Source organism: Kordiimonas marina, from assembly GCF_023006325.1.
GTDB classification, from domain to species: Bacteria; Pseudomonadota; Alphaproteobacteria; order Sphingomonadales; family Kordiimonadaceae; genus Kordiimonas; species Kordiimonas marina.
This window is the reverse complement of sequence record NZ_JAINDF010000008.1, coordinates 95,392-110,862: the sequence shown is the minus strand read 5'-3', so window position 1 is coordinate 110,862 and position 15,471 is coordinate 95,392. Positions and strand designations below refer to the sequence as shown.

Below are 15,471 nucleotides of genomic sequence, written 5' to 3'. Positions count from 1 at the left end.
CAAATCTCTATCCTCGTCATTCGCCGGTTTAACCGGCGAATCTAGGAACACCTTCATGACATATGGGCTTGCGTGTTCCTGGACCCGCCGATCAAGTCGGCGGGTGACGACCAATATTAAAATACAGTGCCGCCTTCGCCCGCGGGACCGACCAGCGCGCGCATGGGCGCGAACAGGTTGCGGCCGAAGGTGTCTGCCACCACCGGCGCGGTCGCGGGTGTGCGGGCCGCGAATTCGTCCGCGTCCACCATGAGCGTCAGCGTGCCCGCCTCGGCATCCAGCCGGATCATGTCCCCGGTTTTCACCCGTGCGATCGGGCCACCGTTCGCCGCTTCCGGCGTGACATGGATCGCCGCGGGCACCTTGCCGGACGCGCCGGACATGCGGCCGTCGGTCACCAGGGCGACGTGGAAGCCCTTGTCCTGCAGCACACCAAGGGACGGCGTCAGCTTATGCAGCTCCGGCATGCCGTTGGCTTTCGGCCCCTGGAAGCGGACGACGGCGATGAAATCCTTCTCAAGCTCACCGGCCTTGTAGGCGGTCAGCAGGTCATCCTGATCCTCGAACACGATGGCGGGCGCTTCGACCACCTGATGCTCGGGCTTGACCGCGGAGGTCTTGATCACCGCTTCGCCCAGCTCGCCCTGCAGCACGGCGAGGCCGCCATGGCCCTGGAACGGCCGGTCGATGGTGCGGATGATCATATCGTCACCCGGCACATCGGCCGAGGCGTGCCACGCCAGCTTGCCGTCCTTCAGCCCCGGCATGGTGCCGAAAGGCGCGAGGCCATGACCGACGATGGTGTCGACATCTTCATGCAGAAGGCCTTCGCTGAGCAGTTCGCGGATCACGAACGGCGTGCCGCCCGCGCGCTGGAAGGCGTTCACATCCGCGGTGCCGTTCGGGTAAACCCGGGTCAAGAGCGGGATGATGTTCGAAAGGTCGGAAAAATCCTGCCACGTCACCTTGATGCCCGCAGCCGCCGCGATCGCAACGATATGGAGCGTGTGGTTGGTGGAGCCGCCAGTCGCCAGCAAGCCAACCATGCCGTTGACGATGGTTTCGACATCGACCATGTCGCCGATGCCAAGCGGGTTTTCACTGTCCGCCAGCTTGACCACGCGTTCTGCCGCCGCATCATCGAGCGGACGGCGGAGCGGGTCGGACGGGTTCACGAAGCTTGAGCCCGGCAGCTGGAGGCCCATCATCTCCAGCATCATCTGGTTGGAGTTGGCGGTGCCATAGAAGGTGCAGGTGCCCGGGCTGTGGTAGGCGCGGGATTCGCTTTCGAGCAGCTCATTCTTGCCGACTTTGCCTTCAGCATAGAGCTGGCGCACCTTGGCTTTTTCCGAGTTGGAAATGCCGGTCGGCATCGGCCCCGCAGGCACGAACACGAACGGCAGGTGACCGAAGGAAAGCGCGCCGATCAGAAGCCCCGGCACGATCTTGTCGCAGATGCCGAACAGGAGACCTGCGTCAAACACGTTATGGCTCATGGCGATTGCGGTCGCCATGGCGATCACGTCACGGCTGAAGAGCGACAGTTCCATACCGGTCTGGCCTTGGGTTACGCCGTCACACATGGCTGGCACACCGCCCGCCATCTGCGCAACCGCGCCCGCATTCAGGACCGCTTCCTTCACTTCATCCAGCATCCGGTGATAGGGCTGGTGGGCGGAGAGCATGTCATTATAGGCGCTGACGATGGCGACATTGATCATGCCGTCCTTCATATATTTGGCCTTCTCACCCTCGGAACACGCCGCCATGGCGTGGGCGAGATTGCCGCAGGAAAGCCTGGGCCGCGCCCGGCCCTGGTCCCGCATCGCCTGAACCCGCGCCATATAGGCCGCGCGGCTGTCTTTCGAGCGGTCCCGGATGCGGGCTGTGATTTCCAAAAGCGCCGGATGGGTCATCTTATACTCCCTCGCGCCCCATAAAGGTCAGGGCGCCCAATAAATATCAATATCCACGACCTCGGCGAGCCGCGCCACCGGCAAATCGCGCTTCGTGGACAGTGCTTCCTGCAGCACCTTTTTCTTGTCTTCACCCGTAATCATCAGCGCGACATGGTGCGCGCAGGCGATCGCGGGGGCGGTCAGGCTCATGCGTTCGACCTCATCGCCGGTGACGTCGCTCTTGATCGCCTTCAAGGCCGCGCAGGTGCGCTTGCCTTTCATATCGAAGGCTTTTTCAAGCCCTTCGGCACCCGGGAACAGCGAGGCGGTGTGACCATCCGGCCCCAGCCCCAAAAGCACGCTGTCGAACGCGCGCGGGATCAGCGCATAGCGGGCATTCACGGTCGCCGCGGCTTCGGCGGCGTGTTCATGCGGCGTTTTCATGCCGATGATGCGCGCATCCTTGGCCTTGTTCTTCTTCAGGCAGCCCCGGACAAACGCTTCGTTGGACCGCGGATGGTCGGTCCCGACCCAGCGTTCGTCAACCAGCGCCACGTCCACATGCGCCCAATCGAGCGGCACGGCCGACATGGCCTCGAACAGCGGCGCAGGCGTCGACCCGCCGGAGACAGCCCAGGCCGCCCGGCCGTATTTGGTCAGGCTTTCCCGGAGCTTTGCCACCGTGGCATCGCGCAGGGCCGCGACCATCATGTCGCGGCGGTCATAACAGTGCCAGGCCGTTGTCATTTTTGTACCCGTTTGCCCATTTCATGGAACCACTGACGTTTGTCATGGGTCATCAGGTCATGTGCCTCATAAGGCCCCCACGTCCCGGCCGGATACGGCAGCGGCGGCTCGCCACTGTCCTGCCAATGGTCGATGATGCGGTCGACCCAGCGCCAGGCGTGCTCGACCTCGTCCCGGTGGACAAACAGGCTCTGATCGCCTGCGACCGTATCGAGGATCAGGCGCAGGTACGGGCCGATGCGCACGGCATCAGCGCCTGCGTCAACCACATCGAGGTTCATCTCGACTTCCCTGAGCGCCTCGCCCTTGGCCGAATGGTTCTTCACCATCATCCGAAGCGCCAGATGGTCTTCCGGCTGCAGGCGGATGATGAAGCGGTTCGGGCTCAGGTTCGTGCCCCAGGCCGGATGCGGCGAGTGCGGCACATTCTTGAACTGGATGACGATTTCAGCGAACCGGTCCGGCAGGCGCTTGCCTGTGCGCAGGTAGAAAGGCACGCCAGCCCAGCGCCAGTTTTCGATATGCGCCTTGATCGCCACGAAGGTTTCGGTGTTCGAGGGCTCCTCAAGGTTGAGGTCCTCGGCATAGCCGCCAACGGCCTCGCCCTGCATGGCGCCTGCAACATATTGCGCGCGCACCACATTGCGCTCGATCTCCTGGCCGTCAAGCGGCTTGAGGGATTTGAGCACCTTGAGCTTTTCCTCGCGGATGCTGTCAGCCTCAAGCCGGGCCGGCGGTTCCATCGCCACGAGGCAGAGAAGCTGCAACAGGTGGTTCTGCACCATGTCACGCAGGGCGCCGGTGCCTTCATAGAAACCGGCGCGGCCTTTCACACCCTGGTTTTCGGCAATGGTGATCTGGATATGGTCGATGGTGCGGCCGCTCCACAGTTCCTCGAACAATATGTTGGAGAAGCGGAGCGCGAGCAGGTTCTGGACGGCTTCCTTGCCGAGATAATGGTCGATGCGGAACGTCTGCTCTTCCCCAAACGTCCGGCCGACATCCTCATTGATCGCGCGGGCCGACTTCAGGCTGTGGCCGAGCGGCTTTTCAAGCACGACGCGGGCGCGCTCGCCATTCAGGCCATATTGTCCCAGCAGATCACAGGTGCTGGTGAACAGCGCCGGTGGGATCGCCAGGAAATGGACGATCGGATGCTCGGGCTCGGCATTCAGGATGGCAGTGAGATTGTCCCAATCCTTACCCCCTTCGACGAGGCCAAGTTCGATGACCTGCACCATGGCGGCAAAGTCGCTCAGCGCTTTCTCGTCCTGACCGCACGCGGGCTCGGTTTCAGCGAAAATCTGCTTGAGCCAGGCATCCACCGGACCTTCAAGGCCGGAGCGCGAGGTCAGCAGAATACGGCTGCCTTCCGGCACCACACCGGCGGCAAAGCCGGAAAAGAGCGCCGGCAACAGCTTGCGGCGGGACAGGTCCCCCGTGCCGCCAAAAATTACCAGGTCAAACGCTTCAACCATGTCAGACATCCCAAGTTACTCCCAGGCGGTGGACCCTACGCACAAATGATAGCGCTGTCAATTTCCGAAAACTGCCATATTTACGACATGCGGCAAAACCGCAGAACGGGCCGGGGACCGGCGCTTTTGCCGGTCGGCCCGCATAAGCCCGGCTTAGAGGCCTAGCCAAAGGCCCCCGCCTTCAAGGCGATGAGCCCGCTGATGTTAAGGACAAGCCTGTAGGCCTGATCGAGCTTGTCGAGGATATTGCGGTGCACTTCCTCATAGCCCGCGGTGGAGCCGCCTTCATAGGTGGTTTCCTCACCGTAGACCTCATCATCCTTCTCAAGCGGGGCTTCGGGGAAGATTTTGCGGAGCTGGGCGACCGTATCCGGCACTTCGAGGTGCAGCAGTTCGACCAGCAGTTCCTCCAGCGAGAAATCGAAACGGGTGGAGAAACGCGGAATTTCCATCGCCATCAGATAAATATACTGGATCAACCCGATGCGGAGCTGGTGCAGGGCATCCAGGTCGTCATCCCCGACACTGTCGAACGCAGCCGGGCTGTTTTCGCTGAGCGCATCCGTCAGCATCCCGGCGTCCCGGCGCAGCTTGCGGATACAGGCCTCGACCGAATCCGCCTCAAACAGACCTTCCAAAAGGCGCGACAGACGGCGGAGCTGGGCACGGTGTTCCATGCCACTGCTGGCGTCGGCGCGGTCCAGCCAGTAACCGGGCGTGAGGAGCTTGGAATAAGCCTCAATCACCCCGACGTCGGAGCGGTTGAGCGCCGCGACCGCAAGGCTCGTTACCATCTGCAACCGGTCGGAACTCGCATGGATAGCGTTGAACTGGTCGGGCGAACGGGAAATGGCGGTGCCGAACCCGGCGCAACTGTTGGCGAGATAGCCAAGCTGCTGCAGCACCGCATTGTTCGGAATCGCCCGTATCTGCGAGATGCGTTCCAGCCGCTGATGCACCGCCCCTGCCCCCTGCCGCCGCATGGAGCGCGAGCCCGTGGGGAACAGAAGGCTGCGGCCAATGCTGTCGATCAGCCGGATATAACCTTTATGGTCGGTCAGGTGGTTCTGATATTCGACGAGCGTGAGGAAGAAATCGAGCGACCAGCCCTTTTCTTCATAGAGACGGTCATCCTCGGTCGAATAGCTGTCGAACCGGACCTCAAGAAAATCGGTGAGCGTTGCAAACGCCGTGCTTTCAGCCAGGAACCATAGGAAGCCCTCCCCGCCCTGGAAGCTGACCTCATGCTTTTCCGGCCGGGCGAGTGTGGCCAGCGCCTCCCGCACCCGCGGTGAATGGGTATAAAGGAAGCGCTTCTTCAGCCCGAACGGATAAGCGCCGCGGCCGATCGATTCCCCATGGGTGTCGAAAAACAGCAGCTGCACGTCACCAAGCCCACGGGCTTTCCAAAGCCGGACCAGCCTGATCTTGAAGCGTTCGATGGCGAGCGTGGCGGCGGGCTGGCCGATATAGCGGCCACTGTCCGAGAAACCGAGCTGCAGGCAGAAACGGCCCTGTTTCTTGATATAATCAAGAAAGTGCGGGTTATCGAGCAGCTCGGCGATCACCCGGTCGCCGCGTTCAAGGCCGACAGCGGTTTCAAACAGCGGTGAGATTTCGACATAATCCTCCACGCCGAACAGCCGGGCATAATAAAGCGCGGTCAGGAGCGTGAAGGGCGTATCCGATTCCGCCACCAGCATCCGGATTTTCGTTTCGGAATCGAAATGTTTCTTGAATTGCGCGGCCATCATGAAGACGCGCTTGGCTGTCGTCTGCTCACGCGACAGCGTGCCGTAATGGATGGTCTTGGCCGTCACACTATCCAGCTTTTCGCTGATCGCAGCCAGGAAGTGGCGGCGCATGGCGCTTTGGTCCGGGGCCTTGGTCAGGTGGATTTCTGGGCCGATGGCGTTATGCAGCTGGGCGGCATTCAGGCGGAAGTGGATATGGCTGAAGCCAAGGCCGATGGCGCGCCATTCGCTATAGAGCATGGCTGCACCGCGCCATTCCGCGTGCCCGAGCGGCTGACCCAGCAGCGTTTCGAACGCGGCATTGATGCGCTTGGCGGCTTCTTCCTTGCGGGTTTCATTTTCAACCGCAACCTGGTTGAGCTTGCCAAGGCCGGTGGGCGAATTCTTGTGATCTTCGAGCGTGCGGGCCCCAAGGGCGAAACAGTCACGCAGGTCCTCGAAGCCGGCGCGGACAATCGCCCATTCCCGTGTCGCACCCGCGCCTTCGAACTTCAGACTGCGCGCAAGGCCCAGACATTCGTCAAGCCCGTCAAGGGCCGAGCGGTAGCGGAACAAAAGCCCGAGCGACCAATCGATATCGGTGCGGCCATCAAGGTCGAACCCGACCCAGCTTGCCACCGTGGCAAGCCGCGGACGGAGGGCACGGTACTCATCCGGGTACAGCCCGGCGGCGGTATCGAAGATGATGCCGTAAAGGCGGCGGATCGCGCGGCGGGTGTTGCCGACCGCGACCCCGGCATATTCCAGCTCCTCATGCAGGGTCGGGGAGCGGGTCGGCTGCACGGCATCCACCTGCACGTGGGCCGTGGCGGCTTCGGCCGCTGCTTCACCGTCCGCGAGCGCGCCAAGGTAAGCGCGGGCATAGGTCCAGGCATCGTCGGAGAAGGAAAAGGTCGGGTGCGCGGTGAAGACGAGGCCCGCGACCTCCTCTTCCAGCTTGGCGGCAAAAGCTTCAAAAGCCAGCTTCTCCCTGTCCGCACCTTCGGACAGGCGCACGACAAGCGCGGCCAGCCGGCCTTCATTCTCAGCCACGCTCAGGCTCTGCCACTGGTCGGACAGACGTTTCAGCCGCCCCTCAAGACACGGCTTGCCGAGCGCTTTGACGTCCTTCTCAATACCAGCCAGGGTCTTGCTGCCGTCCATCAGACCGCTTGCAATATCATAGGCCGCCGAAAGATGCTGGCGGCGGGCTTCACTTTTCCCCTGGTCGGCATTGTCGAACATGGCATTTCTCTCCGAATACTTAGATTGATAGCGCTGTCATTTCGCGTGCTTTGTAACAGAAGCAGCCTGAAAGTCACATAATAAAATGTCAAATTTCAGACATTTTAGCGAACTTTATTACCCGCCAACCGCTTAGGGCAAATGGGGCCGGCCTGCTGTTGCGGCGGTCAGGCCTTTTGGGGCTGTGCTTTCTGCCGGAAGAACAGCCGGTAGGCCGCGGGCACGAAGAAAAGCGTCAGCACGGACGCGACCGAAAGCCCGAACATCATCACCACCGCCAGCGGTTCCCACAAAGGCCCGCCGAACAGGTAAAGCGGCCACAGGCCGATCACCGTGGTAATGGACGTGAGGAGGATGGGCCTGAGGCGCTTGCCACAGGCGGCGACGATCGCGTCCTCAAGCGCCATGGTCTCGGCGTCGATGTCGATCTGATCAACAAGCACGATGGCGTTGTTGATAATGATACCGGCGAGGCTGATAAGCCCAAGCGTGGCGAAGAAGGACATGGGCTCCCCCGTCATCATCAGCCCGAACGGTACCCCGATGATGATCAGCGGCACGCTCATGAACACAATGATCATGCGGCGGAAGCTGTTGAACTGGTACATGACCGCCATCACCATCAGGAGGAAGGCGAACGGCAGCCCGGCGGCAAGCTTGCCGTATATCTTCTTCGAATCCTTCAACTCCCCGGCCACCGCCATGGTGTAACCGTCCCCGAGCTTGAGCGCATCCAGCTTCGGCTTCGCGAAGGCATACAGCTTGCGCGCGGTCATGCTGTCGCTTTTCGCGGTGACGGTGACGGTCAGCACCTGGTTGAGGCGCCAGGCCCGTGAGAATTCGAGCGTCGGCCTGAGGCTCGCCGTCTGTTCAAGCGCCATGATATTGCCGCCCGCGGGCAGGATGATATTGAGGAGGTCCTCGATACTGTCGCGGTCGCGCTTGGCGGCGCGGAGGACGATCGGTACGGTCTGGTCGCTGTCGCGGAAGTCGGAGACCTTATAGCCGTCAAAATAGGCATTCAGCGTTTGGGACAGGCTTTGCGAGGTCACGCCCAGGCGGCGCGCCTTGTCCTGGTCGACGTCGATGACGAATTTGACGACCTTCTCACCCCAATCGCTTTCATCTTCCTCGATCCCCGGCGCATCGGCGAAGATGGCTTCCACCTTGCGGCCGAGCAGGAGCAGCTTCTCCATGTCCGAGCCGGAAATTTCGATCTTCACCTGACCGCTTTCATGCGCACCCATCGAAAGCCGTTTCACCTTGAAGCGCGCCTCCGGCACATTTTCATAGAAATAGCGCTTGGCGCGCGCGGCGAAGCGGACGGCATCCGCCGGGCTTTTGGCATTTACCAGAATGAAGGCGCTTGAGGGCGTCGGCGCCTCAGGCGACAGGCTCAGATAGAAGCGCGGTCCGCCGGAGCCCACGTAGGCGATGCGGTTCACCACCTCAGGGTTCACGGACTTGTCGCCGATCCAGCGCCCGACCGCGAGCGCGGTATCCCGCGTGGCGGTGATATGCGCGCTTCTCGGCATATCCATATAGATCAGCACTTCGTTGCGGGCGGAGGCCGGGAACATCTGCTTGGGCACGTCCTGGAACAGCTGGCCGGTCAGCACCACCAGCGCATAGGTGCCGACAACCACAAGCCCGGACATCCGGAGCGCGGGGCGGAGCACGCGTTCATAGGCACGGGCATAGCCGGGGATGGCTTCCGCCGTCTTGTGCACGCCCTCCGCGGGCGCGACCCGGCGCTTGAGCGACTTGGCGGCGATCAGCGGCAGGAAATACATCGCCGTGATCCAGGAGCCGACGAGCGTGAGCGTAACCACGGCCCCGAGTGAGAAGGCATACTCCCCCTCAGGCCCATCGAGCAGGAAGAAGGGCGTGAAGGCGAAAATGGTGGTGAGCGATGAGACCAGAAGCGGCACCGCGAACTGGGTGCCCGCGGCGAGCGCGGCCTCCCGCCTCGTCTCCCCCTCATCGATGCGCCGGAGGATGTCTTCGATGATCACGACGCCATTATCGACCAGAAGCCCGAGCGAGATGATGACCGCGGCGATCGACACCTGCTCAAGCGCGATATCCAGTATCTTCATGCCGATAAGCGCGAACATGATGGCGAACGGCACGATCGAGGCGATGACGAGCCCCGAGCGGAAGCCGAGGAACAAAAGTACCACCAGAAGCACGACCACGAACGTCTGCCCGACGTTCGAAAAAGCGCCTGAGATGGTGCGCGCCACCTCATCCGGCTGGAAGGTGGCGAAATTGAGCTCATAGCCAATCGGCAACTGGTTCTCGAACGCCTTCACGGCAGTCTTCAGATGTTCACCCACCTGGCCGATGTCATAGCCCGGCAGCATCTGTACGCTGACGACCAGCGCCGGGCGGCCGTTATAATAAACCGGGCTTTCGGGTGGCGAGACGAAGCCCCGGCGCACCTTCAGCATGTCCTTCAGGCGCACGAAATCATTGCTGCCGTCAGGCTTGGTCAGCATGTTCCTGATGTCATCGATGGTTTTGAAATCACCGCTGGCTTCCAGGAGGATCGAGGAGCCTTCGGCGTCAATCTCACCCGCGGGCAGCACCACATTCTGGTTCTGCAAATCCTGGATCAGCTTGTTAAGCTGGCCACCAACCGCCGCGAAACGCCGGGCATCCAGCTCGAGCCAGATGCGCTCATCCTGCACGCCGAACAGCTCGGCCTTCGCAACCCCCGGCACGGTATAGAGCGTGCGCTGCAGGTCCTTGGCGGCCTTTTCCATCTCGCGGTAATCGAAGCCCTCGGCGGTCATGGCGATCGAGGCGATGGAGACCTCACCGAAGTCGGTATTGACGTACGGGCCTTTCGCCCCTTCCGGCAGCTCGCGCGCGATATCCTTCATCTTGTCACGCAGGTCCTGCCACACCGGGTCCAGGTTCGTGACGCTGTCCTTCAGCTCCACCGTGGTGCGCATCCGCCCGGTGGTCAGCAGCGTCTTGATCTCATCGACCTCCGGGATTTCGCGGATCTTGCGTTCGACCTTTTCGGCGATCAGCGCCTGCACGCGTTCGGGCGACATGCCGGGCGCGTAGGTTGTCACGATCGCCTTGCGGATCGTCACCTCAGGCGATTCGCGCTTGGCGAAATCCTTATAGAGCAGCCCGCCCGACAGGATCAGCGCCAGCATCAGGAAGAAGGTAAAGTGGCTGCGGGTCAGGCCAAGCCGGGTGAGGAAGCTCATCGTCCGTCCCCGCTTAGGGCCGGCTGTCCGGCAGGCGCCGGACCTTCTGGCCGTCATGCAGGTAGGAAACGCCCGCCGAGGCGATCATATCACCTTCCTGGAGGCCGTCGGTCACGATCATCATGTTGCCGCGCACGCCCGCGGTCATCACCGTCCGTGCATGCACGGTGGAGGTGACGGGGTCGAACACATAAACCCCAGCCTTGCCGCCGTGGGTTTCCCGAAGCGACTTGCCTTCCTGCAGGGTTTGCGACTGTTCGAGCGCGAAACAGCGGATCGGCACCAGAAAGCCCTTTGCGCCCTTGAGGAGCCCGATCTTGAGCGCGACCTCCGCCGCCATCCCGGCCTTCAGCCCCGGATGGCCTTCCTCGAGCACGACCACCGCCGGGAAGGCGGAGACCTGCCCCGCGCGCGAGCCCAGCTCGGTGATCTTGCCCTTGAGGCTGACATTCGGCAGGTCGGTCACGACGACCTGGGCCTCATCGCCAATATGGATGGCATTGATGATGGTGGCAGGCACCGAGAAATCCACCTCAAACGCATTCTGGCTATAGAGCGTCAGCACCGCCTGGCCGGGCGCAACTGTGGCGTATGATTTGGCCTCCACACCGGCGATCACGCCGTCAAACGGCGCCTTGAGGACCGACTTGTTCAGCCGTTCGATGGCGATGGAATATTGCTGGTGCGCCTGGTCGGCCTGCGCCGCCGCGCTCGAAAGACTGGTCTCCGCCGCATCATAGGCGGCCTGGGTTGCGTTACCGGACGCCAGAAGCTGTTTCTTGCGGCTGAAATCTGTGGTGGCGTTCTTGAGCGCGGCTTCGGCCTGCTCATAGGCCGACTTGGCCTGCTGGACCTCAAACTTCAGCGTCGTCGGGTCAAGCCGCAGGAGCACATCCCCCGCCTTCACCCGCTTGCCGACATCGAGCGTTACTTCACTGAGTTGCCCGGCGATTTCGAAGCTGAGGCGGCTTTCATCCGCCGGCTGGATCACGCTGGGGTAGCGCCGGGTCATGCTGGCGGCAGTGCTGGTGACCTCAAAAACCTTGAGCCCGCGCACGGGTGGCGGGGCGTCAGTCTTGTGGTCATCCTTGTTGCCGCAGGCAGCCAAAGCAAGGCCCAAAGCGAGGCAAAGAGCGGGCACAAAGCCAGCCCTAACGGTCCGAGTGATCCGAGAGAAAAGCATAAGGAAAGCCCTGGTTGTTCATCAGAACCCCGGCGAAACATATCCGCCGGAGCGTCCCCTGAGGGGAGCATACACCGGGCATGGAAGCGCGCCAAGGACAGAAGCCCTTGGCGGCAAATGGCTTATGAGGAAGACTTAAAGGTCGGCGCCTTCACCGGTAGAGCCGCGGAACTTCAGTTCGAAGGCCATGGTGACCGGCGCGTCGGCCGCGGCGAGGCCGCCCGCCGCGATGGCGTCCAGCACGATCTGGCCCGCCGTCTCGCCGATCGAACGGATCGGCTGGCGCACGGTGGTGAGCCCCGGCCAAACCTGGCGCGACAGCGGCGTATCATCGAAGCCCGCGATGGCAATGTCGTCCGGGACCAGCAGCTTGCGCGCATGCGCTTCATAAAGGACGCCCGCGGCCATATCGTCGTTACTGGCGAAAATGGCGCTCGGGCGCTTGCTGCCGCTCAACAGCACCTGTGCAGCTTCACGGCCGGAGGCAAAATCGAAATAGCCCTGGCGCACCCAACCGTCCGGCACACTGAGCCCGGCATCCTTCATCGCCCGGCGGAAACCGGCAAGGCGAAGGGCGCTGGCATAGTGGTCCGGGTGGCCGATGATGAAGGCGATGTCCTTATGGCCGACATCAATGAGATGCTTGGTCATCTGATAAGCTGCGGCTTCCTCATCGATCACGACCGAAGGGATATCCCCCGGCCCCTTGGAGGAGACGACAACCGAGGGCACGCCCATGGCCTTGATCGTCTCCAGAAGCCCGGCATGGTCGGAAAGCGGCGGCGTGAGCACGACACCGTCGATCTGCGCCTGCCGGAGCCAGCCGCGGACATTGTCGGCCAGATCCGGGGCCGTGCTGATGAAATGACTGAGCGCCAGGCCATAATGGCGCGGCAGACAGGCTTCCATTACCCCGGCGTGCAGGTGGGCCAGATACTGGGGGCTGGGGTTGTCATACAGCAGCCCGACGATATAGGAACGCCGCCCCGCAAGGCCGCGCGCCGACGGGTTCGGGCGGTAACCCAGTTCCTTGATCGCTTCCTCGACCTTTTCCTTGGTCGCGGCGCGCACATTGGGCTCGCGGTTCACCACGCGTGAGACTGTCTTGATCGACACTCCGGCCTTTTTGGCGACATCGTCAATGGTGACTGGCTTCATACTCGGTCTTCCGTTCCTTTAACGCGCGGGGTCTACGGTACACATAGTCCCCGCGCGCCGTGTTTCATCCCTTCGTTACCACCAAGTGGCGTAAAGGGCAGCCAAAATCAGCACAACCACCGTTGCGGCAAGGTTGAAACCGCCGCTGGTCTTGAAACTGATGTCCTCAAGGTCAACCGCGCCACGCTGTTCCTTGCCACCCTCAACAAGTGAGATAACAACCGCGAGGGCCACACAGAGCAGGAACACGAGACCGACCCTGTCAATGAAGGCAAGCCCCGGCCACGCCATCTTGAAGACGAAGGACAGGACGGCCGACCCGATCGCCGCCGCCAGCGCCCCGGAGGCCGTGGTTTTCTTCCAGAACATCCCCATGAAGAAGATGACGCAGATGCCCGGTGTGAAGAAGCCGGTGAATTCCTGAATATACTGGAACGCCTGGTCGAAGTTGCCCAGAAGCGGCTTCGCGGTCACAAGCGCGATGACCATGGCAAGCACGGCGACGATACGGCCGACGACAACCGGGTCCCTGCGTTTGTCCGCCTTCACGAAGGAGGGATAGATATCCATGGTGAAGATGGTGGAGATACTGTTGGTCATCGACCCGAGCGAGGACACGATCGCGGCAATGAGCGCTGCGAACACCAATCCCATCAGGCCCGCGGGCAGCATTTTCATCGCGGTCGGGTAGGCCTCATCCGGCGAGGAGAGGTGCGAGTTCATCACGAACATGGCGATCCCCGGCAGCACGACGATGATCGGCATCACCAGCTTCAGGAAGGCCGCGAACACGATGCCCTTCTGGGCTTCGCCGATATCGCGGGCGCCGAGCGCGCGCTGGATGATATATTGGTTAAAGCCCCAGTAGGACAGGTTCATAATCCACATGCCGCCCACCAGCACCGAAATGCCCGGCAGGTCCTTATAGTTGGGATTATCAGGCGACAGGATCATGTCGAATTTCTCCGGCGCCTTCTCCATCAGCATGGAGAAGCCTTTCCACACACCCGTGTGGCCGGAGACATCCTGCAAAATCACATAGGCGATGGCGAACCCGCCGAAGCAGAGCAGAACCACCTGAACGATATCGGTGAAGGCCACAGCCTTCAGCCCGCCATAAAGCGAATAGCCGGCCGCAAAGATGGCCAGCGCGAGAAGGCCGTAAACAAGGTCGAACCCGGTCACTGCCTGAATGGCAAGCGCCCCGAGCCACAGGATCGAGGTCAGGTTCACGAACACATAAACGCCGAGCCAGAAGAAGGCCATCACCATACGTACGCGGTGGTCGTACCGTTGCTCCAGGAACTGGGGCATGGTGTAGATGTTGCGCTTGAGGAAGATCGGCAGCAGATATTTACCAACAAGGATCAGCGTCAGCGCCGCCATCCATTCATAGGAGGCGATGCCAAGCCCGATCACATAGCCGGAGCCGGACATGCCGATGATTTGCTCGGCCGAAATATTGGAGGCAATCAGCGACGCGCCGATGGCCCACCAGGGCAGCGCTTTGCCCGCAAGAAAATAATCAGAAGCGTCTTTGTGGTGGCCTGCGCGTTCGCGGCTAACCCACTGCGCCAGTAAAAACAGCGTGACGGCATAAACGCCCACCACGACATAATCGATAGTGCTGAACATAGTTCCCCTTCCCCCGCGCCTTCACGCGCAAAAGTTCCACCCTCTGGTACCGGGCACCATCTCCCTCCCGGGTCTTTTCGACCTCTGTTGCAGGAAATGGCTATTGTGGAGGTCCGCCCTTCCCTGTTGGACCACCCGCCAGATTGAGCCGCCACGATAGCCGCAGCGTGACAGCGCTGTCAACATTCACGGCAGAATTCCGCGGGTTTCAGCCAAAAATATACGGGGGTGGAGAAAACAGCCTTGGGGCAGGCCACAGAAACCGCGTCAGGCAGGTCAGCTTTCGGCGGCCACGAGGTCTTCGCGGGAGAGGTCGGGGCGGCGCGCACTCAGTTCCTGCTGCAACAGGCCGAGGATGATACTGCGGTAGGGCTCGGAGGTTTCCTTGAGGCTGATGCCGGGAACGATCAACCGCGTGCCCTGGCTGTGGATGCGCCACTCATCGCCTGTCCGGAAAATATAAAGCGGACTGCTTTCGGTGCTGACCACATAATAAGGTGCGCGCGACGTGATCGGGATATGGCGCGAATAGCGCACATTGGTGAAGATGCAGCTGGACATATCCATCGGCCCGGCGATGCCGCCGATCACACAATCGGTAAAGCTGGTGTCCCGCACGCTGGCGCCTTCGAAATTGCTGCATGTGAGGTTGCAGCTGATGAATTCGCAACCGTCGATATCGCAGGCAGTGAAGTTGGCGCCGGAGAAATCGCAATCGAAAAAGATGACGTCGTTCATCAACAGCATATGCAGCTGCGCTTCAGAGAAGTCGCAATTGACGAACAGGGTTTCGGACCAACGGATAACGCTTCTGACCTTGAGGGCTGTAATGCTTTCCTGCGCGAACTGCTCCCCCATGATCAGGGTATGAAGGGGAAACATATTGGTCAGCGTTTTCAGGTCCATTGTCGTCCCCGGTCCGATAAGCGATAGGTTGAATTCCGGCCCGAAAGGCCCTTGTGCGTATCCGCAAAAACCAGCTTAACGGCGGGCCGTGAGCAATCGGTAAAGGATTGCCTAAAATTTTAACAACTTTAGCGGATCATTTTGGCCGCCCTGTATGCCTTCAGCCCAGGATACACCAGGGATACGCTGGCATTCCTGATGCGGGCCACCCCCGAAACACCCTTTCCAATAAGTTGTTTTTCCACAATATTTCGGACATAT

The 15,471-nt window shown here is 61.4% G+C and carries 9 protein-coding genes; all 9 read right to left on the bottom strand.

The features are described 5' to 3' along the window. Positions 1-116: 116 nt before the first annotated feature. Positions 117-1,916: a phosphogluconate dehydratase gene (gene edd / locus K6118_RS16490; RefSeq protein WP_247121589.1), complete on the bottom strand. Its 1,800-nt coding sequence runs from the start codon at positions 1,914-1,916 to the stop codon at positions 117-119. 27 nt (positions 1,917-1,943) lie between these two features. After that, positions 1,944-2,645, bottom strand: a complete 702-nt coding sequence (gene pgl / locus K6118_RS16485; protein ID WP_247121588.1) for a 6-phosphogluconolactonase — start codon at positions 2,643-2,645, stop codon at positions 1,944-1,946. Then, the gene (gene zwf, locus K6118_RS16480; protein ID WP_247121587.1) at positions 2,642-4,132 is read right to left on the bottom strand and encodes a glucose-6-phosphate dehydrogenase; all 1,491 of its coding nucleotides are present in this window, start codon (positions 4,130-4,132) and stop codon (positions 2,642-2,644) included. Before zwf ends, pgl begins: the two co-directional genes overlap by 4 nt. A gap of 152 nt (positions 4,133-4,284) precedes the next feature. Then, positions 4,285-7,101 (bottom strand): phosphoenolpyruvate carboxylase, encoded by a 2,817-nt coding sequence (locus tag K6118_RS16475; protein ID WP_247121586.1) that lies wholly within the window; start codon positions 7,099-7,101, stop codon positions 4,285-4,287. A gap of 167 nt (positions 7,102-7,268) precedes the next feature. After that, a complete protein-coding gene (locus K6118_RS16470; protein ID WP_247121585.1) occupies positions 7,269-10,328 on the bottom strand; it encodes an efflux RND transporter permease subunit in 3,060 nt (1,019 codons plus the stop codon). A gap of 13 nt (positions 10,329-10,341) precedes the next feature. Beyond that, positions 10,342-11,469 carry an efflux RND transporter periplasmic adaptor subunit gene (locus K6118_RS16465; protein ID WP_247121584.1) on the bottom strand — a complete coding sequence of 376 codons (1,128 nt, stop codon included), beginning with the start codon at positions 11,467-11,469 and terminating at the stop codon, positions 10,342-10,344. 177 nt (positions 11,470-11,646) lie between these two features. Further along, positions 11,647-12,669 (bottom strand): LacI family DNA-binding transcriptional regulator, encoded by a 1,023-nt coding sequence (locus K6118_RS16460; RefSeq protein WP_247121583.1) that lies wholly within the window; start codon positions 12,667-12,669, stop codon positions 11,647-11,649. A 75-nt stretch (positions 12,670-12,744) separates the two neighbouring features. Then, complete coding sequence (locus K6118_RS16455) at positions 12,745-14,304, bottom strand: sodium/sugar symporter (RefSeq protein ID WP_247121582.1); 1,560 nt, start codon at positions 14,302-14,304, stop codon at positions 12,745-12,747. Positions 14,305-14,580: 276 nt separating this feature from the next. Beyond that, positions 14,581-15,210 (bottom strand): pentapeptide repeat-containing protein, encoded by a 630-nt coding sequence (locus tag K6118_RS16450; RefSeq protein ID WP_247121581.1) that lies wholly within the window; start codon positions 15,208-15,210, stop codon positions 14,581-14,583. Positions 15,211-15,471: the final 261 nt, after the last annotated feature.

What these genes read in the sequence shown, in the direction of transcription:
- edd (WP_247121589.1), bottom strand. Translation starts at nt 1,916, where the DNA reads ATGACCCATCCGGCGCTTTTGGAAATCACAGCCCGCATCCGGGACCGC.
- pgl (WP_247121588.1), bottom strand. Translation starts at nt 2,645, where the DNA reads ATGACAACGGCCTGGCACTGTTATGACCGCCGCGACATGATGGTCGCG.
- zwf (WP_247121587.1), bottom strand. Translation starts at nt 4,132, where the DNA reads ATGTCTGACATGGTTGAAGCGTTTGACCTGGTAATTTTTGGCGGCACG.
- K6118_RS16475 (WP_247121586.1), bottom strand. Translation starts at nt 7,101, where the DNA reads ATGTTCGACAATGCCGACCAGGGGAAAAGTGAAGCCCGCCGCCAGCAT.
- K6118_RS16470 (WP_247121585.1), bottom strand. Translation starts at nt 10,328, where the DNA reads ATGAGCTTCCTCACCCGGCTTGGCCTGACCCGCAGCCACTTTACCTTC.
- K6118_RS16460 (WP_247121583.1), bottom strand. Translation starts at nt 12,669, where the DNA reads ATGAAGCCAGTCACCATTGACGATGTCGCCAAAAAGGCCGGAGTGTCG.
- K6118_RS16455 (WP_247121582.1), bottom strand. Translation starts at nt 14,304, where the DNA reads ATGTTCAGCACTATCGATTATGTCGTGGTGGGCGTTTATGCCGTCACG.
- K6118_RS16450 (WP_247121581.1), bottom strand. Translation starts at nt 15,210, where the DNA reads ATGGACCTGAAAACGCTGACCAATATGTTTCCCCTTCATACCCTGATC.